We start from the raw sequence: 22,414 nt of genomic DNA on the forward strand, positions 1-22,414 counted from the left end.
TTCTCCTTTATATCAGCAGGATCTGTCAGTTTTCCTTGATGGTCAGCAGCAAAAGCTCCATCGTCAGCTCAAAGTTCACGTTGGCTTTCATTCTTGCTTTGGCTTTTTCCAGAGCATCCAGAATATTCTCTATGCCTTCATATGAACTCTTTCTCGCCCGCTCACGGATATATTTCATCTGATCTGAAAACACGACCCGGTCCACACTCTTTGTTGCTTTATAGATCAGCACATCCCTGTACCAGATGGCAATAATATCCAGGTAATCATTGATCTCCAGCTTGTACGTCATACAGCGCTTCACCGCTTCCATCAACTCAGGAACAGTCATCTCGTCGATATTTCTCAGAAGATGCACCGCCTCTTCCTTGATCTCATTAAAGTACTCCGAGTTCGCCAGCATGATCGCCTTGCCCATATTCCCCTGAGCAAACGCCACGCAGACATCCGCTTTGTAATCCGGGATCTCCATCTGCTCCATAAGGTACTTCTTCACCAGCTGATCCTTGATGTTGCGGAGTTTCATCATAACACACCGGGACCGTATTGTGGCAAGCAGCGTCTCCGCGTTCTCCGTAAGCAGCATGATAACCGCATACTCCGGAGGTTCTTCAATCGTCTTCAGCAGCGCGTTCTGAGCCTGTACACTCAGCAGATCCGCGTCCGCAATGATATACACCTTATATCTGCTGCTGTAAGGCCGTATTACTACATCATCATTGACCTGCTGCCGGATGTCATCTACACTGATGGTTCCCGGCTTCTCATGAGTCACATGGATGATATCGGGCTGATTTCCATTCATCGCCTGCCTGCATGACTGACATTTTCCGCAGGCATCCCCGTCCTCATCCCGGTCCTGGCACTGCAGGCTCATGGCAAAAAGATTCGCCAGCAGCTTCTTCCCTGACCCTCTCTCTCCGTTCAGGATATAGGCATGGGAAACCGCGTCCGCCCTTACCGCATTCTGGATATATTTAATTATATTCTTGTGGCCTACCACATCTTTAAACCCACTCATATCTTCACCTGTTATCTATGGTTTTTCAGTGGTCTTCCGCCTCTGGATCCACTATTTTTTCGTTCTCACAGAACATGAGTTACCTATTAAGTATAACACAATATTTATCTAAGTTATACCCCTAAAGTTTTCCTTCCGGATTTTGAACGATATAGATCTGATCGTCCATCTCTTCCGACGTCACTTCCAGCAGTCTTTTATATTCCTCCTGCGTCAGCTCCCGGGCCTCTTCCGCGAAAATCTTCCGCTGCACCCGCTGATACTTTAACCGCTCCGCAGGCATTCCGATAAAATCAAGAAACGCATTGACTGCCGCCAGCTTTCCGTTCACTGTCTGCGGTCTGTTTCCTTCCTGAAGATATTCGCTGTATTCCAACAGGTTCCCTTTTGTAATTTCCCTCCCATGCAGAAACTCTTCCAAAAATTCGATCTCCCGGATATATTTTCGGATCGTCGCCGGAGACTTTTCTTTCTCTCGCAGCGAAATCCGGAATCCTTCGATCATTCCTGTGTCAATCCTGTACTCTGTCATTTTGCGTCCTCCTTAATTTTGCCTGATTTTTGATCTGCAGACTTATTTCTTCTATAAATACAAAAAAGAAAAGAACACCTCGTATCCTTTTCTTTTTTACTATTCGCACTATTCACATTACAGACTTCCGCGCTCCGCCCTCACGGCCGGAGTTATTTTTAAAATGTCTCCTGTCTGATATACTGCTCGATCTCGTTCAGACAATCCTCCAGTTGAATATTTTCAAACCGTTTCTTTATTCCGGCTTTTTTCAGATTCTCCTCTGAGAAATCCTCCTCGTCTGCCAGAAAACGTCTGCACATCTCCGCGTACAAAGGCTTTTCCTGACATTTTTCCCGATCCAGCGCGCGGGTAAGCCGGATTCCATCCTCCACCTCGATGTAGACCGGTACCAGCCGTTCCGTCCCGAAATACTCCTTAAGCGCCTGATAGGAGACCAGCGTGCCAATCACCAGATAATCATATTTCCCCAGATCGATCTGCCCGTCATCCGCGGTAAAATACGTCCATATCCCGCATTTTGTGTTATAAGAACGTGTCTCAATGACTTTCTCTTCCTCCCGCATTTCCCGAAACCGCTCCTTATCCACAAAGAAGTATTCTACGCCGTCCCTCTCCCCTTCCCTGATCGGTCTGGTTGTATAAGGCACGATAGTACGGAAGCGGGGGTGCCGCTTCATCAGATGTTTATATATTGTGTCTTTTCCCGAAGAGCTCTTTCCCATCACATAATAAATTTTACCCATTCATCAACACCCCGATCCTTTTCTTCTCTTTTGTTCCTTCTATCTGAAAACCCGCATCTTCATACGCTCTGACTTGCCCGACGACCGCGCCTGATATCTCCTCACCGGGCACTGTCAGCGGAATCCCCGGAGGATAGACATAAGCATATTCCAACGCGACTCTGCCCGCACATCTTTCCCAGGAAATATACTCTCTGTCCATCTGTGCCGCCTCACAGGGCAGAAAAACCTGTCTGTTCCTTTCTGTATCCGGCGGAAAACTTGCAGAATCCTGCGGATATTTCTCGTTCTTTTCTTCAGATTTCACAAATTTTGCAAGTTTCCTGTCAATATTCAGCAATACTCCGGCCAGCTGTTCCATCCCCTCCGACGTATCGGCAATGGATGTCATTGCAAGGGCATATCCCGGAGCCGCCATTTCCAATTGTAAATAATTTTCTTTCATAGTAAAATATAAATCTTTTCCAGAAAACTTTTTAATTTCTTTATTTTCTTCTCTGTATACGTCCTTCACAGAGATAAGTATTTTGGAACGATCGTAATGTTCCATTTCCAGTATGCTGAGATTTTCCAGAAGCTTCATTCTCTGTCTCGCGTGTTCCAGGTTTTCCGTATACCGGTTAAACAGTTCTCTTCCATTTTCCGCAAGAACCCGGACACATTCATCTATTCCTGCCATCAGTACATAGGAAGGGCTGCTGGACTGCAGCATATGCAGACAGGCACGGATCCGGTCTCTGTCCGCCCTCTCCCCATTCATGTGAAGAAGTCCGGTCTGCGTCAGCGCGGGAAGTGTTTTATGCAGGCTGTGGATGACCACGTCTGCCCCCAGCTCGTTACCGTTCTTTGGAAAATACGGGTGAAATCCAAAATGTGCTCCGTGGGCTTCGTCCACGATCAGAGGGATACCATACCGGTGCGTGATCTCTGCGATCTTCCCCACGTCAGAAACTACACCGTCATACGTAGGAGAAGTAATAACGACAGCCCGGATATCTGCGTCTCTTTCCAGAAACCGCTCCACTTCATCCGGACAGATCTCCCCGGAAGTTCCTGCCTCTTTCCATGTTGATGGATAAAGATAGATGGGCCACAGTCCGTTTAAAAGTACACTGTTGTATACAGATTTATGGCAGTTTCTTGCCATAAGTATCTTGTCTCCTCTGCGCGTACATCCCATTATAGCGCTGAGGATCCCTGCCGTGCTCCCATTGATAAGATAATGTGTCTCTTCTGCGTGAAAAAGTTCTGCCGACCTCTCCTGCGCTTCTTTTAGTACCCCATTCGCATGATGGAGATCATCGAAGCCATCAATCTCCGTAATGTCAATATCATAGGGAAGGTCTGCTCCTGTTACCGCTCCATTTCGCTTATGACCGGGCATATGAAATCCGTAAAATTCTGATGACACGTATTCCTTTAGTTTTCTATATAAATAGTCTGTCATAAACTGCCTCTTTGCACACTCATCCGTCTTCTAAACTCTTTTTCATTTTATCACAGTGCACCAGAATTTGCTGTTTTATTTTATAATTTTTAACTTTGTTTTTATACAGACAACACATATTCCTCACATTTCGCGGTTATATTATAGTCAAATAAAGCAGAAATGCTTTTTCACATATATATTTCTCTTTTCTCAGCCGGTGATCCTCATCCCGGCTTTTTTTGCTGCTCTTACATGTCGCCGCAGATTTCCTCTGTATATTTCTTTCTGCGCAGGACATACTATTCTCACATAACAGCACGCTGAATCTATGACAGATTCTGTATTTTGAAAAATCAAGGAGGCGTAAATCATGAAAGAACTCAATTACGGCCCGCCCCAGTGGGTACCGGGCACTGTGTATCCTGACAGAAAAGAGAAAGATAATAACGGACAGTCCAAAACGCCGGAGATCATCCTGCCGCCGGCTTCAGACGCCACAAATGTAATTCCTGACGAAGTTCCCCGCCGGGACGGACCGGGCGGGGAATAGATAATAAAATATTGCTTCAAAAGCTCTGTTTATTCTGTACTTTCAATATTCAGGAGAGACGTATGCGCCGAATCCAGAACTGCTACCAGATGATCCAGCAGGTCTGTTCGGCCATACGCATCACTCAAAACGACGATCACATAGGGATCATCTCCCTTCATTACGATTCCCGCATCATTCTGTACATTATAATATGTCCCCAGACCTTCCCCGATCCATCCGGTTTTTGAATAGACAGTATACCATGGGCTAAGTGTTTCATATATGGCTGACTCAAGAGTTCCGGTATAAAGATCCCGGATATAATCAGGAACTGAACCCGAAAGAAAACTGTCATAAACAAAGTTCCACAAAACAGCAAAATCCCGGGCATTGATGTCAGGATACCACTCTCCTGAAAGAGCTATGTTTTTACAGCCCAGCCCCGCTATCCAGCTGTCGAATTCTGAAGAACCATATGTACTGATGAGCATCTCATAATCATCATTGCTGGACCAGGCTATCGTATTCTCGATCGTATCATAAAGTCTGTCCGCGGTCTGCGGGTACGCCTGTACAAGCCAGGCCACATACGGTCCCTTGATCGTGCTGGCACTGTAATAACTTTCATCAGCCCGATAGCTGATGCCGCCCTCTGTATTAATATCATAAAGAAGAAAACCTGTTGAATATCCTTCAGCAGAGAAAGCATCAATTGCCGACTGAATCTCTGTTTTCAGCACTTCCGTCTCACTCAGATCTTCTTCCGACAATCCCTCCCAAGTAATCGTCAACTCCGTGCTGTCTGCCTCCAGAATCGGGACAAATAAACTCTCTTCTTCCTGTTGTCCGGCAGGGGTACCTCCTGTGCTGTCTACCGCTTCTGAAGAAATCTCTCCCAGGGCATCCTCCATATTGCCAACAGCTCCCAGCAGATATCCTTCTTCTGTTTCCTTCATTCGTTCTTCCCCAAAGACAGCACTCACAGCTACCAGAAGCAGTATCAGAAAACCGGCGCAGGAAAACAGCACTATCCTAACTATTTTCCCAAACCTTCCGCCATATGTCCGGTTCTGATATTTTTCCTTCTTCTGTTTGTGGCTTCCGCTTCCATATGTATCCATGTACGTCACTCATCTCTTAATTCTTTCTTAATTTTGATAATGTTAGCACAGCCCTTCTCCGGGCACAATACATTACACTGATCCTTAACACTTCCGACACATATTCTTCACTAAAATAAAAGACAGCGTAAACTTCATATCTTCAGTCTACACTGCCTGCCAGTGAGCGTGCGGGGATTCGAACCCCGGACAACTTGATTAAAAGTCAAGTGCTCTACCACCTGAGCTACACGCCCCTATTCAATTAACTTCTCCGCAAATTACTTTATTTATTACAGAGAAAATGCCCAGAGCCGGAATCGAACCAGCGACACGAGGATTTTCAGTCCTCTGCTCTACCAACTGAGCTATCTGGGCAAATACCACGAATTTCACTCTCAGCCTGATCAAGCCGTCCTTTCATCAAGAAAACAGACGCTTATATCCACATATGCCTTTGCAACTCCAGGTGAACCTGAAATCCAAAGACATCTGTTTCTGTACGCTTACCATGATATCGTGTAAGTTGCGGGAGCAGGATTTGAACCTGCGACCTTCGGGTTATGAGCCCGACGAGCTTCCAGACTGCTCCACCCCGCGCTATGAAATTATAATGTCTCATCTGAGACAAAGCCGATGATCGGACTTGAACCGATAACCTGCTGATTACAAATCAGCTGCTCTGCCAATTGAGCCACATCGGCTTATAATAGATGAAGAAAGATTCGAACCGTTTTGGTTTTAGCAAACCGATTGCTTTACTAAATCATTCAACATCAGTGGATGGAGAAGGATTCGAACCTTCGAAGGCGTTGCCAACAGATTTACAGTCTGCCCCCTTTGGCCACTCGGGAATCCATCCATAAATGCTCTAAATGGGGCCTATAGGGCTCGAACCTATGACCCTCTGCTTGTAAGGCAGATGCTCTCCCAGCTGAGCTAAGACCCCACAAACGACCCAGAAGAGACTCGAACTCTCGACCTCCGCCGTGACAGGGCGGCGCTCTAACCAACTGAGCCACTGGGCCACTTTCTATTTATCAAAAAAGTGTACTTTCAAAACTACATACAAAGAAAACTCATCCAATACCTATTCCCGCTCTGGTTATGCCCTCGACCTATTAGTAACAGTCAGCTCCGTACATTACTGCACTTCCACCTCTGCCCTATCTACCTCGTCGTCTTCAAGGGGTCTTACTAACTTGACGTTATGGGATATCTCATCTCGAGGGGGGCTTCACGCTTAGATGCCTTCAGCGTTTATCCCGTCCCGGCTTGGCTACTCTGCTATGCTCTTGGTAAAACAACAGATCCACCAGCGGCCAGTCCATCCCGGTCCTCTCGTACTAAGGACAGCTCCTCTCAAATATCCTACGCCCACGCCGGATAGGGACCGAACTGTCTCACGACGTTCTGAACCCAGCTCGCGTACCGCTTTAATGGGCGAACAGCCCAACCCTTGGGACCGACTACAGCCCCAGGATGCGATGAGCCGACATCGAGGTGCCAAACCACTCCGTCGATGTGAACTCTTGGGAGTGATAAGCCTGTTATCCCCAGGGTAGCTTTTATCCGTTGAGCGATGGCAATCCCACTTTATACCACCGGATCACTAAGTCCTACTTTCGTACCTGCTCCACCCGTCGGTGTCGCAGTCAAGCTCCCTTCTGCCTTTGCACTCTTCGAATGGTTTCCGACCATTCTGAGGGAACCTTTGAGCGCCTCCGATACCCTTTCGGAGGCGACCGCCCCAGTCAAACTCCCCACCTGACATTGTCCCCCAGCCGGATCACGGCTGCTGGTTAGAAACCCAATACTGCAAGGGTGGTATCCCAACAGTGACTCCATGAGGACTGGCGTCCTCACTTCCTAGTCTCCCACCTATCCTGTACATGCAATATCGAATCCCAGTATCAAGCTGGAGTAAAGCTCCATGGGGTCTTTCCGTCCTGGCGCAGGTAACCAGCATCTTCACTGGTATTTCAATTTCACCGGGTGCATTGTTGAGACAGTGCCCAAATCATTACGCCTTTCGTGCGGGTCGGAACTTACCCGACAAGGAATTTCGCTACCTTAGGACCGTTATAGTTACGGCCGCCGTTTACTGGGGCTTAAGTTCAAAGCTTCGCTTGCGCTAACCTCTCCCCTTAACCTTCCAGCACCGGGCAGGCGTCAGCCCATATACCTCACCTTTCGGTTTCGCATAGACCTGTGTTTTTGCTAAACAGTTGCTTGGGCCAATTCTCTGCGGCCTCTCTCGAGGCACTCCTTCTCCCGAAGTTACGGAGTCATTTTGCCGAGTTCCTTAACAATGCTTCTCCCGTCGGCCTTAGGATTCTCTCCTCATCCACCTGTGTCGGTTTACGGTACGGGTATCCTGCAAACAATAGCGGCTTTTCTCGGCAGCTAGCTCACGTGCTTCCCTACTTGTTTTCGGTCCGCGTCACGTCTTCGGATTGCCGCACGGATTTGCCTATGCGACTCCTACCTCGCTTGCACCGGTCTTTCCATTCCCGGCTCACGCTCTCTCTCTGCGTCCCCACAGTTCTGTTACAGGATAGTACAGGAATTTCAACCTGTTGTCCATCGACTACGCCTCTCGGCCTCGCCTTAGGTCCCGACTTACCCAGGGCAGATCAGCTTTACCCTGGAAACCTTAGATATTCGGCCGGAAGGATTCTCACCTTCCTCTCGCTACTCATTCCGGCATTCTCTCTTCTTAACAGTCCACGGCTCCTTCCGGTACCGCTTCGTCCCGTTAAGAATGCTCCTCTACCGATCTACATTCGTAGATCCCTGAGCTTCGGCAGTGTGTTTCAGCCCCGGACATTTTCGGCGCAGGACCTCTCGACTAGTGAGCTATTACGCACTCTTTTAATGGATGGCTGCTTCTAAGCCAACATCCTAGTTGTCTTCGAAATCCCACATCCTTTTCCACTTAACACACATTTTGGGGCCTTAGCTGCAGGTCTGGGCTCTTTCCCTTTTGACTACCCAACTTATCTCGGACAGTCTGACTCCCATACACCATCTACACGGCATTCGGAGTTTGATATCCCTTGGTAAGCTTTGACGCCCCCGCAGGAATTCAGTGCTCTACCTCCGCAAGACTTGTATGAGGCTAGCCCTAAAGCTATTTCGAGGAGAACCAGCTATCTCCGGGTTCGATTGGAATTTCTCCCCTACCCACACCTCATCCCCACCCTTTTCAACGGATGTGGGTTCGGTCCTCCATTGCCTTTTACGGCAACTTCAACCTGGACATGGGTAGATCACCCGGTTTCGGGTCTGCTCCGACTGACTGTGGCCCTATTAAGACTTGGTTTCCCTTCGGCTCCGGACCTGAAGTCCTTAACCTCGCCAGCCAGCGCAACTCGCCGGACCGTTCTACAAAAAGTACGCGGTTCATCCTATAAAGATGTTCCACAGCTTGTAAACATATGGTTTCAGGTTCTTTTTCACTCCCCTCCCGGGGTCCTTTTCACCTTTCCTTCACAGTACTATGCGCTATCGGTCACTAAGGAGTATTTAGCCTTACGGGGTGGTCCCCGCGTGTTCAGTCAAGGTTCCACGTGTCTCGACCTACTCTGGATACCGCCTTGTCAACTCGCTTTTCGCTTACGGGGCTTTCACCCTCTCTGGCCGGCTTTCCCAAAACCGTTCTGCTAAGCTCATTGAATCAATTCCGCGGTCCGAACCCCAGCATGCACGCACACTGGTTTGGGCTCTTCCGATTTCGCTCGCCGCTACTTTCGGAATCACTGTTGTTTTCTCTTCCTCCGGCTACTTAGATGTTTCAGTTCACCGGGTTCCCCTCCTGACGTTATGGATTGGCGTCAGGATACTTGAGGTTTCCTCAAGCAGGTTTCCCCATTCGGAGATCTCCGGATCAATGGGTATTTGCCCCTCCCCGAAGCTTTTCGCAGCTTATCACGTCCTTCATCGGCTCTTAGTGCCAAGGCATCCACCATACGCTCTTATCAGCATAACCAAACGATAAGTTCTCACGGGAATGAGTTCTTATCCACACGTGTATAGCGTTACACGCGTTGGCAATAGGCCAATTTTTTTACTTCGTTTTCTTCGAAGGATTCTATCGAATCAGTTCATGTTGTTAATAACATTTCCTCGGATGTCTTGATATATAAGATATTCTTATCATCAATTGTTTTTCTCTGTATGCAGTTTTCAAGGTACACATCTGACTGACTTTTCATCAGTCATTAGAAACTTGAATCTTTTCAAATCTCTAATCACTGGTGAAACCAGCTTTTTAACAGCACTGCCCTGCTGATGGGGTTGGCGGTGATAAGTTGTTGCTCATCTTTGCCTGTATTTATTTTTAACTTCGGCAGCGGATCTGCCTTAGTTCTTTTCTTTTTAAATTTGGCGGCCACCTACTCTCCCACACCGTCTCCAGTGCAGTACCATCGGCCGTCCGGGGCTTAACCATCGTGTTCGGGATGGGTACGGGTGTTTCCCCCGGGCGCATCGCCACCAAAAAAGCCTGAGTTCTTAGCGAGGTCCTTTCGAGCTTAGAACTAGGCTTGTTCGCCGCGCTTGGTGAGGTCCTTTCGAACCTAGCAAGGCGAACTTGTTCCCTTTTCATATGCGTCCTTTGCTCATTTTCCTCTCCCTGACAACTCAACAATAGACAACAGCTCTCTACTTAATATTTCTTCCTTAGAAAGGAGGTGATCCAGCCGCACCTTCCGATACGGCTACCTTGTTACGACTTCACCCCAGTTATCGGTCCCGCCTTCGGCAGCTCCCTCCTTACGGTTGGGTCACTGACTTCGGGCGTTACTGACTCCCATGGTGTGACGGGCGGTGTGTACAAGACCCGGGAACGTATTCACCGCGACATTCTGATTCGCGATTACTAGCGATTCCAGCTTCATGTAGTCGAGTTGCAGACTACAATCCGAACTGAGACGTTATTTTTGAGATTTGCTTATCCTCACAGACTCGCTTCCCTTTGTTTACGCCATTGTAGCACGTGTGTAGCCCTGCCCATAAGGGGCATGATGATTTGACGTCATCCCCACCTTCCTCCAGGTTATCCCTGGCAGTCTCTCTAGAGTGCCCATCCTGAATGCTGGCTACTAAAGATAAGGGTTGCGCTCGTTGCGGGACTTAACCCAACATCTCACGACACGAGCTGACGACAACCATGCACCACCTGTCTCGGATGCTCCGAAGAGAGGGTGGCATTACCCACCGGTCATCCGGATGTCAAGGGCAGGTAAGGTTCTTCGCGTTGCTTCGAATTAAACCACATGCTCCACCGCTTGTGCGGGTCCCCGTCAATTCCTTTGAGTTTCATTCTTGCGAACGTACTCCCCAGGTGGACTACTTATTGCGTTTGCTGCGGCACCGAATGGCTTTGCCACCCGACACCTAGTAGTCATCGTTTACGGCGTGGACTACCAGGGTATCTAATCCTGTTTGCTCCCCACGCTTTCGAGCCTCAACGTCAGTTACTGTCCAGTAAGCCGCCTTCGCCACTGGTGTTCCTCCTAATATCTACGCATTTCACCGCTACACTAGGAATTCCACTTACCTCTCCAGCACTCTAGATAAACAGTTTCCAAAGCAGTCCCGGGGTTGAGCCCCGGGCTTTCACTCCAGACTTGCCTATCCGTCTACGCTCCCTTTACACCCAGTAAATCCGGATAACGCTTGCACCATACGTATTACCGCGGCTGCTGGCACGTATTTAGCCGGTGCTTCTTAGTCAGGTACCGTCAGTTTCTTCCCTGCTGATAGAGCTTTACATACCGAAATACTTCTTCACTCACGCGGCGTCGCTGCATCAGGGTTTCCCCCATTGTGCAATATTCCCCACTGCTGCCTCCCGTAGGAGTTTGGGCCGTGTCTCAGTCCCAATGTGGCCGGTCACCCTCTCAGGTCGGCTACTGATCGTCGCCTTGGTAAGCCGTTACCTTACCAACTAGCTAATCAGACGCGGGTCCATCTCATACCACCGGAGTTTTTACCACCGCTCCATGCGAAGCTGTGGTCTTATGCGGTATTAGCAGTCATTTCTAACTGTTATCCCCCTGTATGAGGCAGGTTACCCACGCGTTACTCACCCGTCCGCCGCTCAGTCACTAAACTCGTCATTCCGAAGAAATCTAAGTAAAGTGCTTCGCTCGACTTGCATGTGTTAGGCACGCCGCCAGCGTTCATCCTGAGCCAGGATCAAACTCTCGTTAAAAGTGTTTGTTCCGAGTCCAGAATTAACTACTAGCTAATTCTTTCCCTCTTTACTGTTGTTGGCATTGAACACTTGATGAGGTCTTTCACGAATCTAGTGTGAAAGCCGTTCGGCACAGCCGAACCTCATTGTTCAATGACGTTCTTTGAATTTTTCTCTTTAAGAAATTTTCAAGGGTTGTTGTCTATTGTTCAGTTATCAAGGTCCTCTGTCCTCTCTTTCGCGACAGCTCTGCTATTCTATCAGACTCTCCCGCGCTTGTCAAGAACTTTTTTTCTCTTTTTTGCTGTCCCTCACGGGTCAGCTTAAACATAGTACCACTTACCTTAGCCCTTTGTCAACTCTTTTTTTTAACTTTTTCTAACTCTTTTCTTTTTCTGCTCTCAGCTACTATATCTGGTACTTTTTCCCCGGTATCTCCCACTATTCCTCCCGCTCTCTTCCTGCCTCCGGGCTCCGCCGCCAGGCCTGCCCTCCCGGTCCTTTGGGGACAAATAAAAACTACCGGATGCTTCCAGTAGTTTTTCGGTTGATACCGAACGGAGAAAGAGGGATTTGAACCCTCGCGCCGGTTTCCCGACCTACACCCTTAGCAGGGGCGCCTCTTCAGCCTCTTGAGTATTTCTCCTGATCCTGAATCTGTCCACGGCTCATCCGCCGCGGCGATCTATCCTTTTCGCACCAATAGTGCGAAATTTATTATACTAAACAGAATTTCCAATGTCAACGGGATTTTTCAAAAAACATACAACTTTCTTCGCCGTGCCTGCCGGATGCTATGACTGCTCCGTAGCTGCCGTCCGTGCCTCAATGGCCGGAACGGTCCGCGTTCTCATCTATGACAGCCTGGATCCGCTTCTGAACAAGTGATGCGATCTCGGTTGTCTTCATCTCCTTATACTCTTCATATTGAAGAGGTTTCAGAAAATGCACCTGGACCGTCACCGGTTTTATCGTATTCGTGTCAAAGGGCCTGAAGGAGTCTATCAACGCAACGGGAACAATCGGGCACTGCGCTTTTGTTGCGGCTTTAAAGCTGCCGCCCTTAAAGCCGCCTGCGCGATTGCCTGCCTTTGAACGTGTCCCTTCCGCAAAGATCAGATAATTTCTTCCCTTTTTTACTTCTTTTGCCACGTTAATAATGACCTGCATTGACTGCCGGATATCGTCACGATCGATCATATATGCTTTCATACAGGCAAAAACCTGTTTCAGAAACGGAATCTTCGCCACTTCTTTTTTCGCCACGACCGAAAAGGGCCGTGGACTTGCTTCTATAATAGCAAGTACATCATATAATCCCTGATGATTTGGGAAAAACATAAATCCGTCTCTGTCAGGAATGTTCTCCTGCCCGTGAGCGTCAATGTGCACATTTCCTCCTCTGTTTGCGCGGAGATCGATCCACTGAAGGAAAGCGTACATGTCTTCCTCTGTATATTTGTCCACATGGGCCGCCCGATAACACAGACGTATCCATCCATAGGGGACTATATAAAGATTTCTCAGTACCATCATCAATATTCGTTTCATGCCGTCGTAAAATCCTTTCTGTCAGAATATTCTGATAACATTGGAAAAAGGGGCCTGACCCCTTTTAAAAAGTACCTGTCCCCTTTCATACTTCGATCTCGATCTTTCTGTTTGTTCTATGATATTGATGATATCTGACCCCCGCCGCGTCCATCATCCTTTTGGAAGCTATAACACCCGGTGTATCCGCGTATTTGTCACAGTCATAGATCACTTCCCTGATCCCTGCCTGTATGATCGCCTTCGCGCATTCATTGCAGGGAAAGAGAGAAACATAAAGTTTCGCTCCTGCCAGACTCCCGCCGCTGTAATTGAGTATGGCGTTCAGTTCGCTGTGAGTAGAATATACGTATTTTGTCTGCAGAGGATCCTGTCCGTCCCTCGTCCACGGGAATTCATCATCCGAGCATCCGATGGGGAATCCGTTATATCCCATTGACAGGATCTTGTTGTCCTGGCTTACGATACAGCAGCCCACCTGAGTGTTGGGATCTTTTGACCGCATTCCGGAAAGCATGGCCACTCCCATGAAATACTCATCCCAGGATAAATAATCTTTTCTTTTTTCTGTCATTCTCTGCATCTCCTTTGTATATAGTTTATCCGAAGATTTCGTCCCTATTATATTGCAGCCGGATTTTATTTCGTTCCGAAGATCCTGTCTCCCGCGTCTCCCAGGCCGGGCACGATATATCCGTGATCGTTGAGCCGCTCATCCAGTGCCCCAATATAAATATCTACATCCGGATGTTCCTCCTGCATCCGCTTTATCCCTTCCGGAGCGGCAATTATGCACAAAAAGCGGATGTGTTTTACTCCTTTTTCTTTCAGCATCCGGATCGCCGCGGTACTGGAGCCGCCTGTAGCCAGCATGGGATCTACTACAAACACCTCTCTGTCTCCACAGTCCGCAGGCAGCTTGCAGTAATATTCTACCGGTTCCAGCGTCTGCGGATCCCGGTACAGACCGATATGACCCACCTTGGCTGTCGGTATCAATGACAGCATTCCATCCACCATTCCAAGGCCGGCTCTCAGGATAGGAACAATGGCCAGTTTTTTCCCTGCAAGCTCTTTTCCTGTCATCTCCGCGATAGGTGTCTTGATCCTGACATCCTGAAGCTTCAGATCCCGGGTGGCTTCATAGCACATAAGCTGAGCGATCTCACCGATCACTTCACGGAATTCTTTGGTACCTACACTCTCCTGTCTGATATAGCTGATCTTATGCGCGATCAGCGGGTGCTCCATTACAAATATTCTTCCTGTCATCTTCTGTCCTCCACTAATGAATTCAGTTTGTCTGCAAGTTCCCCTATCAGTCTGTCCAGCACCTCAAAGCATTCTCCGTAAGCTGTCAGCGGCTTGCCGTAAGGCTCCGGTATCTGTATGTCATCCCCCACAAACTCGTTTAATGTATAGATGTTTCCTTTCTGCCCGTATTCAGAAAGCAGTCTGGCCTTCTGACTCTCGTCGATGGTAAGGACCAGTGTATCATCCTGAAGATTTTCCTCGTCGAACTGGCGGGTCACATGACTTTCCAAAGTCATCTGGGCGCTCTTCATGATGGCCTCTGCCTTCTGATTCGCCGGTTCCGGAAAGAGCACTACAGTCCCTCTGGAATCTATCACATATTCCTGTTTCAGCTCCTGTCTGCGAAGCAGCTCCGCAGCCATGGGACCTCTGGCCGTATCACTTCCACTGACAAAGGTGATCCGCCGGTACTTCTGCTCTTTAACGATCGCCGCGGCAGAGAGTCTCAGATGCCCTGCGGCTTTTTCCAGCCGGTTCATGATCGCTTTTCCCATACCCTGCACAGCAAAAGACTCACTGTAGATCGTCTCAACATCTTCCCCGTCAAATTCCCGCAGCACCTTGTATAGGTTCCGCGCGATCGTCTTCTCATTTTCCCTTGTTCCTATATTTTTGACAATCCCATAATTATAGAAAGGAAGGGTCTCGCCTGTGGCAATGATCCCAACGGTTCGTCCTTCCCGGTGAGCCTCATAGGAAAGCTGTCGTATGGCCAGTATCTCTTTCCGAAGATCTCCTTCTATAATAATAAGTTTTGCTCTGGGAGCATAATGTCTGTATTTCATCCCCGGAGCCTTGGGCGCTTTATCGCTCTCATCGCCAAGAAGGGTCTCATCCACGCTTACCGGTCCGATCACTTCTTCAAACATCTCTGCGGTAATGGCTCCCGGCCGCAGGATCATGGGGGGTGTTACTGTCATGTCCAGGATGGTTGATTCCAGTCCGATGTCTACTTCCCCTCCATCCAGGATCATATCGATCTTTCCGCCAAGATCTTCCCTCACATGATCTGCCGTTGTGGGGCTGGGCCGCCCCGAGATATTCGCGCTGGGCGCGGACACAAACCCGCCTGCCGCCCGGATCAGCGCCTGCGCCACCGGATCTTCCGGCATCCGTACCGCTACCGTGTCCAGACCTCCCGTGGTGCCGTACGGCACAGCGTCACTTTTTTCAAAGATCATGGTCAGCGGTCCCGGCCAGAAATGAGCGGCCAGTATGGCCGTTTCCGCAGGAATATGAACAGCGATCTTCCTCAGGTCTTCATAATCCGCGATATGCACGATCAGTGGATTATCTGAGGGGCGTCCCTTTGCCTCATAGGTCTTCCTGGCCGCCTCTTCCTGAAGCGCGTCCGCCCCCAGTCCGTAGACAGTTTCTGTCGGAAACGCCACCAGCTTTCCCTCTTTCAGGAGCGCTCCGGCCTCCCGGATGATTTCTTCATCTATCTGATTTTTATCGATTTTTCTTATTTTTGTCTCCATGAGTTCAATTATACCATTATTTGTATTAAAAAAAAACTCTTTTATCTTTCGTTTATATACTGCCGGATCCCGTTTGACACGGCTTCGGCCAGCTTCTTCTGATACTCTTCATCGGTCAGATTTTCCGCCTCCTCATAATTGCTGAGAAAACCACATTCTACGATAACCACAGGGACCTCCGTCTTTTTCAGGATATAGTATGTACTGTTTGCTTTGGCCTGCTTCGTATTTTCCGGGTCAATCTCTTTTAATGCCGACTGGATGATCTCTGCCGCTTTCTTTCCCTCCTGCGAATCCGTGTAGTAAAACGTCTGTGCTCCATGCACACTTTCTTCATGATAGCTGTTCTGATGTATGCTCACAGACAGCACAGGCTTTTTACTGTTCATAATGTTGACCCTTTCTTTGAGATCCTCCACCTGTGTTGTCCCAAGTCTTTCATCTTCTGTTCTTGTCATAAGAACAGGAATATTTTCCTGCTCCAGCAGTTCTTTAAGGATTAGAGATATCTGCAGATTTACATCTTTCTCCTCTGCCCCGTTTGTTCCGACCTTTCCTCCATCGATCCCTCCGTGGCCGGGATCCAGCAGAACAATCTGTCCATCAGCTCCGGAGTTTCCGTTTCCCTTAGAATCTCCGGCAACTCCGGCAGCTGTATCTTTAGCGTTCTGTCCTTCCTCCATTTTTTCCAGTAAAAATGTTCCCGCCGCGCGGCACGCGAGGATCAGCGCCAGAAGTCCTGCTGCCGCCACTGCTGCCCCGATCTTTTTCCTCATAAAAATATCCTCCTTCCACATCTGATTATATGCAAAAAGAGGATATTTCTTTCAGTTTTCTACAGTCCGATCCAACGGATCAGTTTACATATTGAAGGATCAGATCCCAGACACCGGAACCTTCCATTCCAAGGCACCACTCAGCAACGCCTGCCAGGTTGTTGGCCTTGATCACTTTCAGCTTCTCTTCCAGTGACTGGCTGTCCTCCAGCCAGATTTTATATGTTCCCCCGTCGGCCTCCCATTCAGCATAATTCTGCTTTGTCGTGTCATCCCACTGTGCCTGAACTCCTAAGGAGGACAGCAGATCCGCTGCCTCTGTCATGCCATAGGCCCAGCTTGAAACATTATTGGGATAGGACGCCGCTTCCGTGCCCTCCTGCTCAGCCAGTTCAGCCTCTGTCTTCGGCGTCTCAAACCATAACCGCGTAAAGAACGGAACTCCGGCAATCAGCTTGTCCGCGGAAACAGAATCTAACGCGTCCGCGATCCCGTTTTCCAGGTAACCGATAGAGGCCACCGAACCCGCTTCATAGGAACCGTCCGTGTGTTCATCATATCCCATGATCACCACATAATCTGCCACATTCCCCTGTTCCTCAATGTCGTAATGCTCGTTATATGGCTGGGGCACATAATTATCTACCGAGAACACGAGCCCGTTCTGCCTGCATTTCACCGACAGCTCCCGGACAAACTGGATATAATGTTCCCCGCAGTCCGTGGACACCAGCTCAAAATCCAGATTAATGCCGTCCACTCCGGTTTCCAGTGCTCCGGCGATCACCTGATTAATCACCTTCGTACGTTTTGATGTATAGCTGAGCACCTGGTAAGTCTCGTCATAGGAGTTGATCCCTCCATGGAAATCCCGGAGTACGGCCCACACTTCCAGGTTAGACTGATGGGCATAGTTCACATAATCCGCATCCGCGATAGAGCTTACATTGCCTTCTGTATCCGCAAGGCTGAACCATGTGGGTGCGATGGTCGTCAGGCCCTTGGTGCTGGCGATGGTCGTCAGGACATAATTGTTGGCATCTGTATTGGTCACGTTATGCCATGCCATGTTAATAGTATAGTCTTTTGTAATATTGGTGTATACCGGTTCTTCAAATTCTCTCGATGTCGTCTCCGTAGCAATATCTTTCAGACTATTGGTCTTGACATATCCGATAAACCCGTCTTCCGTCCCGACTTTCATCCAGTCATCCTCGTCTTCAAGCACTGTGACTTTATCCGACTTCTTCACTTCCGTAAGGATCGGGCTTTTAACTCCGCCCTGATAACGGACCTGGGTATCCCGTCTGAGTACCGCGGTCTCTGTCTCTCCCCACTGGGACGTGATCACAGCTTTTGCCGGATCATCATAAACCGTGTACTCCATATTTGTATACGCCTGGATAAATGGAAGGGCAATATACGCGGTTTTGCCTTCCGTTTTGAGTATTACATAATCCTCGCTCTTCTTCTCCGATATATCTGTATATTCACTGCTGCCCACTTCTACCGAAACACTGCCTTCCGGCAGGGTATACAGCAGGACATTCTCGTTTGAGTCCCAGTAGAACCTTTTATTGATCCGGTCTCTTACAACAGAATATTCAATGTAATACTGTCCATCATATATCTTTCCCGGAGCCGGCGCATCTTCAGTCTGTCCGTCCTCTGCCCCGTCACTTCTTCTGACAACCTCATTGTTGATCACCACAGCGATATCGTTTTCCGCTTCCAGCTCATAATATTGTTCCAGGTCGGCTTTCTCATTTGATGAACCGTACCGCTGCCAGATCAGGAATCCTCCGGCCGCCGCTATGATCAGCACAATGAGGAGCAGCCACCGTATTACTGTATTGCGTCTCCTTCTCCGTGCTCTGCTGCTTCTTCTGGCCAGGGATTGTCTGTTCGGGTCCGAACCCCGGCCGCCCGGTCTCTTTCTGTTTGAAGCAGAGTATCTTGTTCCCGGTCTTTGCCTGCCTGTTCCATAACCGCCTTCCGGTCTCTGTCCGCTTCTGCCTTCCGGCCTCTGGGCGCTTCCGTCAGGACGCCTTCTGCGCGTTCCGGAACTTCCGGTCCGCCTGGAAACCGCGTCCCTTCTTTCTCTTTCGTCCATGCCGCACCTCCTATCAGGCATTATTATAACATATTTTTATTATACGTCATTAATAATTTGCCTGTTTCTCGATTTTTTAAGCGGCATCAGGAAAATACAGTTATAATTTCAGTCCGGCTTTCGAAAGGGGCATCTCTTCCTGCCTGCATTCATTGATATCAGTAAATGTGAGCGCCTCTATGTTTCCCTCCCTGCTTATAATATAGTCGCGCATATATGACCCTTCTTCTTTCATCATGCATGCTGTCACGATCTGGAGCGCGCTGGCCCGGTATCCGTCCAGAGACATATAAATACCCTTTCTTTCATAGCTCTCCAGTTCCGTAAATAAATCTCTGTAATTTTTTTCTTCCACTCGGCGTATTACTCCTTTCCCCGCGGATCATGATAAATAGCTGTTCCCGCCGCATACCATAAGGAAACCTTCGTGACATACTTCGGACCTGTGGCGGGACAAAAGGCAGCAAATCCGCGGCGGATTCTTTCTATCGGGTTTCTATAAAAAATATCTTTCCTCCCTTCTCTCTTTGATTTATTTATCAGTGGATACTGTCTTTTGTAAGTGCCATTATATGGATACGCCGGAGTCTTTGCAATGTGTTTTTTGTTCATAAAGGCTGTAGATTTGTTGATAAGTTATCCCGTTTTTCTTTACATCCAATTATTTTTTGTTTATACTAATGTTGAGAATGTGTATCTAATTTTAAATGATACGCATATTATCTTATAGAGTATAAGGATGTGATTATATGAAGATTGAGAAACTCAATGAAAATCAGATTCGTTGTACGTTGACACATGCCGATCTGGCAGCCCGCCATCTGAAACTGAGCGAGCTGGCTTATGGCACTGAGAAAGCAAAATCTTTATTTCGTGATATGATGCAGCAGGCTTCTTTTGATTTCGGATTTGAAGCGGAAAATATTCCTCTGATGATCGAGGCTATCCCCTCTTCCGCGGATTCTATCGTCCTTATCATAACAAAAGTCGAAGATCCGGAAGAGCTGGATACACGGTTTTCAAAATTCACTCCCGAAAATGATACAGAGCCCGTTAATATGGACTCTGTAGAGAAACTCCAGGGAGCGGATGAATTCCTGAATCTGTTAAATAAGGTAAAAGAAGCAGCGGCAGGTACCAATACAGCCGGAAAAGAGACCGCCGCGCCCGAGTTTACTGTCCGCCTTTTCTCTTTTGAGACACTGGACAGCGTGATCAGAGCCGCGCGGCTTCTGTCCCCGGTCTACAGAGGGGCGAATACATTATATAAAGACGAAGGAAACAGTATGTTTCTTCTGGCACTGGCGCCCTCTGCTCACTCCGCCAACGAATTCAACAAGATCTGCAATATGCTTTCTGAATATGCCTCACCTGAAAAGGCAGATCCGGCTGTCCTTGCTTATCTCGAAGAGCACTTAAGGATCATTATTTCAGCGGATGCCATACAGAAGTTGTCTGTACTTTAATATGTCTGCATGATTTCATCTTAATTGAAGATATACGTGTCCGTACACGCAAAAAGTCCCGGAAGCTCTCCGGGACTTTTTATATTTCTCCAAAAACTTACAGCCTGTCTTATTTTCCTGCGGCTGTCATCGCCGCGTTAATCTTCTCTACAAGAAGAGCGCTGTCAATACCATGTACCATGGCCGCTTCTTCCAGTGTCTCCATCTGGGAAGCAGGGCACCCGAGACAGTGCATGCCGATCTCCATCAGGATCGGAGCGGATTCCGGAAAAATGTTGAGAAGTTCGCCGATTTTTGTATCTTTAGAAATCTGTGCCATTTCTATTTCCTCCTTAAAATTATAAATTGATATTTCTCAGTGGATTTTATTATAATCCCTGTTGAATAAATTATCAACCGGGAAATGCTCTGCTTATCTGAATTTTCTGACAGGTTCCCTTAAATATTTTTGTTTTTTTGAATACTTAAAAGTCAAGAATCAACCCGATTTTTTTCGACAATTTTACATTTTCATAACAAATCCCCAAAACGTCCGTTCTTTTTCCGCCGGTGAATAATTCACCAAAACCATGTGTTTTTGTGTGGATAATGTGGATAACTTTGTGGAAATCCTTACCTTTTCCACGTTTTTCATACTTTTCTATGTGGATAAGTTGAAAACTTCCTGCTTTTTTATTTCGACGCTTTTTTACAAATAAAAACATTTTTGTGCATTTTGCTTATTCATCTTCCGCTTTATGTCGAAAACGGGAATCCCGCACCTCAGAACTGAAATACAGTTTTCCCGTTTTTATCAAATTTGTATTTAAATATTTATCAGAGTACACGCCTTACAGCAATGATGGGCGCGTAAGTAGCGCTGCAGATCCCAATGCCGTCCGCCTCATTCATGGCATTGACAATATTTCCATCTCCCATATACAGACCCACATGTCCGTCATACAGGATCAGATCTCCCGGAAGCGCCTCTTCGTAGCTGACCGCATATCCCGAATTTACCATATCATATGTGGTCCTCGGAAGGCTTATACCAAAATGCGCGTATACCGACTGGACAAACCCGGAACAGTCCGCCCCATTCGTCAGGCTTGTCCCGCCCCAGACATAAGGATTCCCTATAAACTGACAGGCATAGTCTATAACAGCCTGCCCTGCTGCCGCCGCCTCAGCCGACGCGGTCTGGGCTTCTGCGGCGGCCCGGGCCTCCTCCTCGCGGGCTTTTTCTTCCGCGATACGCTCTTCTTCCTCTTCCTTTGTCTCCCCGTAGGAATAGGAAGTCTCACAGGTTACATAGCTGCCGGACACCCAGCCGTCAATATCTCCCACTTTCACAGGATACCAGCCGTCTACCGGATCACCGGTCATTTCATACTGCTCATCCATCTCGATCTGCGTCAGGATGTCGGCATCCGTCCCCTGCCCGTCCCGTACATTGAGAACATAGGCAGTGACTGTAACTGTATTATTTTCATACTCCCGGGCACAGGCCTTAGCTTCTTCGCCCGTAATAAGGGCTTCGGAAGGTACGTACCCCTCCGCAGCACCTGACCGGATCTTCGTCCAGCCATCCAGATACTCCAGCACCTGAGCCGCGGAGTCACTGTAAAGCTTCCCGATCCAGTCGCTGTTGTCATCCGGAGCACTTCTGATATAAGTATAATCTCCTGTATCAGAAAATGCCATATTCAGATACTCTCCCTCTTCTGTTGGTACCAGATAGAGATCTATATTGTTTTTTACTTCTGTCTCATAACATTCTTCCAGCACCGATTCAATCCCTGCCGCCTGAATAAATGGCTGCTCTTCTGTATTTTCTGCTGCCATAACATTCAGCGCGCTCCCCGGGATCATGGTCATGCCTGCCAGGACAGAAATGACCAGTTTCTGCTTAATGTGTGTTTTATCCATATAAAACCTCCTTCATCGTATGTCTTTATCTTTTGTAGGAAGTTCTAAATGTTACACATTTGTTAAATTTGTTACGTTGGTATTATATCAATACAAATGTGTGATGTCAACTGATTTCACAATGTTTTCATCGACATTCATTGACATACATTGCCGAAAATCCTCTTATACAACCTTTCCGGCCGTGATTTTATTAATTATTTTGTAATATTTTAGTACAAATATTCCTTCATTATATAATTT

17 protein-coding genes, 8 tRNA genes and 3 rRNA genes are annotated in these 22,414 nt (G+C 47.9%); 2 read left to right on the top strand and 26 right to left on the bottom strand.

Annotation, left to right across the window (positions count from 1 at the left end):
• Positions 1–25 precede the first annotated feature (25 nt).
• The 4 genes from holB to BQ7367_RS03860 all read right to left on the bottom strand — a co-directional run bounded on the left by holB (position 26) and on the right by BQ7367_RS03860 (position 3,746).
• Positions 26–1,021, bottom strand: coding sequence for a DNA polymerase III subunit delta' (gene holB, locus BQ7367_RS03845; protein WP_072524289.1), 996 nt, complete (start codon positions 1,019–1,021; stop codon positions 26–28).
• A 121-nt stretch (positions 1,022–1,142) separates the two neighbouring features.
• Positions 1,143–1,553, bottom strand: coding sequence for a site-specific integrase (locus tag BQ7367_RS03850; RefSeq protein ID WP_072524290.1), 411 nt, complete (start codon positions 1,551–1,553; stop codon positions 1,143–1,145).
• Positions 1,554–1,711: 158 nt separating this feature from the next.
• Positions 1,712–2,299 carry a nucleoside/nucleotide kinase family protein gene (locus tag BQ7367_RS03855; protein WP_072524291.1) on the bottom strand — a complete coding sequence of 196 codons (588 nt, stop codon included), beginning with the start codon at positions 2,297–2,299 and terminating at the stop codon, positions 1,712–1,714.
• A complete protein-coding gene (locus BQ7367_RS03860) occupies positions 2,292–3,746 on the bottom strand; it encodes an aminotransferase class I/II-fold pyridoxal phosphate-dependent enzyme (protein WP_072524292.1) in 1,455 nt (484 codons plus the stop codon). Before BQ7367_RS03860 ends, BQ7367_RS03855 begins: the two co-directional genes overlap by 8 nt.
• Before the next feature lie 352 nt (positions 3,747–4,098).
• Here BQ7367_RS03860 and BQ7367_RS03865 point away from each other — a divergent pair, with 352 nt between their 5' ends.
• Positions 4,099–4,278, top strand: a complete 180-nt coding sequence (locus BQ7367_RS03865; RefSeq protein WP_072524293.1) for a hypothetical protein — start codon at positions 4,099–4,101, stop codon at positions 4,276–4,278.
• Between the two features lie 29 nt (positions 4,279–4,307).
• Here the strand turns inward: BQ7367_RS03865 and BQ7367_RS03870 are convergent, their stop codons facing one another.
• From BQ7367_RS03870 to BQ7367_RS03960, 19 genes are all read right to left on the bottom strand, one after another.
• Positions 4,308–5,381 carry a serine hydrolase gene (locus BQ7367_RS03870; RefSeq protein ID WP_072524294.1) on the bottom strand — a complete coding sequence of 358 codons (1,074 nt, stop codon included), beginning with the start codon at positions 5,379–5,381 and terminating at the stop codon, positions 4,308–4,310.
• Between the two features lie 163 nt (positions 5,382–5,544).
• A tRNA-Lys gene (locus BQ7367_RS03875) sits at positions 5,545–5,617 on the bottom strand.
• 48 nt (positions 5,618–5,665) lie between these two features.
• Positions 5,666–5,738, bottom strand: a tRNA-Phe gene (locus BQ7367_RS03880).
• A gap of 148 nt (positions 5,739–5,886) precedes the next feature.
• Positions 5,887–5,960: transfer RNA gene (locus BQ7367_RS03885), tRNA-Met, on the bottom strand.
• Between the two features lie 31 nt (positions 5,961–5,991).
• Positions 5,992–6,064 (bottom strand) — tRNA-Thr (locus tag BQ7367_RS03890).
• A 76-nt stretch (positions 6,065–6,140) separates the two neighbouring features.
• A tRNA-Tyr gene (locus tag BQ7367_RS03895) sits at positions 6,141–6,222 on the bottom strand.
• Positions 6,223–6,236: 14 nt separating this feature from the next.
• Positions 6,237–6,309: transfer RNA gene (locus BQ7367_RS03900), tRNA-Val, on the bottom strand.
• 5 nt (positions 6,310–6,314) lie between these two features.
• A tRNA-Asp gene (locus BQ7367_RS03905) sits at positions 6,315–6,388 on the bottom strand.
• Between the two features lie 73 nt (positions 6,389–6,461).
• Positions 6,462–9,351 (bottom strand): 23S ribosomal RNA (locus BQ7367_RS03910).
• A gap of 393 nt (positions 9,352–9,744) precedes the next feature.
• Positions 9,745–9,862: ribosomal RNA gene (gene rrf, locus BQ7367_RS03915) — 5S ribosomal RNA — on the bottom strand.
• A gap of 185 nt (positions 9,863–10,047) precedes the next feature.
• Positions 10,048–11,580 (bottom strand): 16S ribosomal RNA (locus BQ7367_RS03920).
• Together the 16S, 23S and 5S rRNA genes with 7 tRNA genes alongside form the textbook arrangement of a ribosomal RNA operon.
• 540 nt (positions 11,581–12,120) lie before the next feature.
• Positions 12,121–12,208, bottom strand: a tRNA-Ser gene (locus tag BQ7367_RS03925).
• 179 nt (positions 12,209–12,387) lie between these two features.
• Positions 12,388–13,113, bottom strand: a complete 726-nt coding sequence (locus BQ7367_RS03930; RefSeq protein ID WP_072524295.1) for a lysophospholipid acyltransferase family protein — start codon at positions 13,111–13,113, stop codon at positions 12,388–12,390.
• 85 nt (positions 13,114–13,198) lie between these two features.
• Complete coding sequence (locus tag BQ7367_RS03935; RefSeq protein WP_072524296.1) at positions 13,199–13,687, bottom strand: deoxycytidylate deaminase; 489 nt, start codon at positions 13,685–13,687, stop codon at positions 13,199–13,201.
• 65 nt (positions 13,688–13,752) lie between these two features.
• Positions 13,753–14,385, bottom strand: coding sequence for a uracil phosphoribosyltransferase (gene upp / locus BQ7367_RS03940; protein WP_072524297.1), 633 nt, complete (start codon positions 14,383–14,385; stop codon positions 13,753–13,755).
• Complete coding sequence (locus BQ7367_RS03945) at positions 14,382–15,908, bottom strand: L-threonylcarbamoyladenylate synthase (protein ID WP_072524298.1); 1,527 nt, start codon at positions 15,906–15,908, stop codon at positions 14,382–14,384. The genes upp and BQ7367_RS03945 overlap by 4 nt, the downstream gene beginning before the upstream one ends.
• Before the next feature lie 41 nt (positions 15,909–15,949).
• Positions 15,950–16,684, bottom strand: coding sequence for an N-acetylmuramoyl-L-alanine amidase (locus BQ7367_RS03950; protein ID WP_072524299.1), 735 nt, complete (start codon positions 16,682–16,684; stop codon positions 15,950–15,952).
• A 79-nt stretch (positions 16,685–16,763) separates the two neighbouring features.
• Positions 16,764–18,797, bottom strand: a complete 2,034-nt coding sequence (locus tag BQ7367_RS03955) for a glycosyl hydrolase family 18 protein (protein WP_072524300.1) — start codon at positions 18,795–18,797, stop codon at positions 16,764–16,766.
• Between the two features lie 100 nt (positions 18,798–18,897).
• Positions 18,898–19,152, bottom strand: coding sequence for a hypothetical protein (locus tag BQ7367_RS03960; RefSeq protein ID WP_235837532.1), 255 nt, complete (start codon positions 19,150–19,152; stop codon positions 18,898–18,900).
• 394 nt (positions 19,153–19,546) lie between these two features.
• On the opposite strand from BQ7367_RS03960, the gene BQ7367_RS03970 reads away from it, so the two are divergent.
• The gene (locus tag BQ7367_RS03970) at positions 19,547–20,263 is read left to right on the top strand and encodes an adaptor protein MecA (RefSeq protein ID WP_072524303.1); all 717 of its coding nucleotides are present in this window, start codon (positions 19,547–19,549) and stop codon (positions 20,261–20,263) included.
• Between the two features lie 109 nt (positions 20,264–20,372).
• Here BQ7367_RS03970 and BQ7367_RS03975 read toward each other — a convergent pair whose 3' ends face one another.
• The 3 genes from BQ7367_RS03975 to BQ7367_RS03985 all read right to left on the bottom strand — a co-directional run bounded on the left by BQ7367_RS03975 (position 20,373) and on the right by BQ7367_RS03985 (position 22,171).
• On the bottom strand, positions 20,373–20,582 hold the full coding sequence (locus BQ7367_RS03975; RefSeq protein ID WP_072524304.1) for a DUF1858 domain-containing protein: 210 nt from the start codon (positions 20,580–20,582) through the stop codon (positions 20,373–20,375).
• Positions 20,583–20,727: 145 nt separating this feature from the next.
• Complete coding sequence (locus BQ7367_RS14430) at positions 20,728–20,967, bottom strand: hypothetical protein (RefSeq protein ID WP_072524305.1); 240 nt, start codon at positions 20,965–20,967, stop codon at positions 20,728–20,730.
• Between the two features lie 112 nt (positions 20,968–21,079).
• On the bottom strand, positions 21,080–22,171 hold the full coding sequence (locus BQ7367_RS03985) for a C40 family peptidase (protein ID WP_072524306.1): 1,092 nt from the start codon (positions 22,169–22,171) through the stop codon (positions 21,080–21,082).
• Positions 22,172–22,414 lie beyond the last annotated feature (243 nt).

Origin of the sequence: Clostridium sp. Marseille-P3244 (genome assembly GCF_900120155.1) — a bacterium.
Lineage (GTDB): Bacteria > Bacillota > Clostridia > Lachnospirales > Lachnospiraceae > Mediterraneibacter.

What these genes read in the sequence shown, in the direction of transcription:
- holB (WP_072524289.1), bottom strand. Translation starts at nt 1,021, where the DNA reads ATGAGTGGGTTTAAAGATGTGGTAGGCCACAAGAATATAATTAAATAT.
- BQ7367_RS03850 (WP_072524290.1), bottom strand. Translation starts at nt 1,553, where the DNA reads ATGACAGAGTACAGGATTGACACAGGAATGATCGAAGGATTCCGGATT.
- BQ7367_RS03855 (WP_072524291.1), bottom strand. Translation starts at nt 2,299, where the DNA reads ATGGGTAAAATTTATTATGTGATGGGAAAGAGCTCTTCGGGAAAAGAC.
- BQ7367_RS03860 (WP_072524292.1), bottom strand. Translation starts at nt 3,746, where the DNA reads ATGACAGACTATTTATATAGAAAACTAAAGGAATACGTGTCATCAGAA.
- BQ7367_RS03865 (WP_072524293.1), top strand. Translation starts at nt 4,099, where the DNA reads ATGAAAGAACTCAATTACGGCCCGCCCCAGTGGGTACCGGGCACTGTG.
- BQ7367_RS03870 (WP_072524294.1), bottom strand. Translation starts at nt 5,381, where the DNA reads ATGGATACATATGGAAGCGGAAGCCACAAACAGAAGAAGGAAAAATAT.
- BQ7367_RS03930 (WP_072524295.1), bottom strand. Translation starts at nt 13,113, where the DNA reads ATGAAACGAATATTGATGATGGTACTGAGAAATCTTTATATAGTCCCC.
- BQ7367_RS03935 (WP_072524296.1), bottom strand. Translation starts at nt 13,687, where the DNA reads ATGACAGAAAAAAGAAAAGATTATTTATCCTGGGATGAGTATTTCATG.
- upp (WP_072524297.1), bottom strand. Translation starts at nt 14,385, where the DNA reads ATGACAGGAAGAATATTTGTAATGGAGCACCCGCTGATCGCGCATAAG.
- BQ7367_RS03945 (WP_072524298.1), bottom strand. Translation starts at nt 15,908, where the DNA reads ATGGAGACAAAAATAAGAAAAATCGATAAAAATCAGATAGATGAAGAA.
- BQ7367_RS03950 (WP_072524299.1), bottom strand. Translation starts at nt 16,684, where the DNA reads ATGAGGAAAAAGATCGGGGCAGCAGTGGCGGCAGCAGGACTTCTGGCG.
- BQ7367_RS03955 (WP_072524300.1), bottom strand. Translation starts at nt 18,797, where the DNA reads ATGGACGAAAGAGAAAGAAGGGACGCGGTTTCCAGGCGGACCGGAAGT.
- BQ7367_RS03970 (WP_072524303.1), top strand. Translation starts at nt 19,547, where the DNA reads ATGAAGATTGAGAAACTCAATGAAAATCAGATTCGTTGTACGTTGACA.
- BQ7367_RS03975 (WP_072524304.1), bottom strand. Translation starts at nt 20,582, where the DNA reads ATGGCACAGATTTCTAAAGATACAAAAATCGGCGAACTTCTCAACATT.
- BQ7367_RS14430 (WP_072524305.1), bottom strand. Translation starts at nt 20,967, where the DNA reads ATGTTTTTATTTGTAAAAAAGCGTCGAAATAAAAAAGCAGGAAGTTTT.
- BQ7367_RS03985 (WP_072524306.1), bottom strand. Translation starts at nt 22,171, where the DNA reads ATGGATAAAACACACATTAAGCAGAAACTGGTCATTTCTGTCCTGGCA.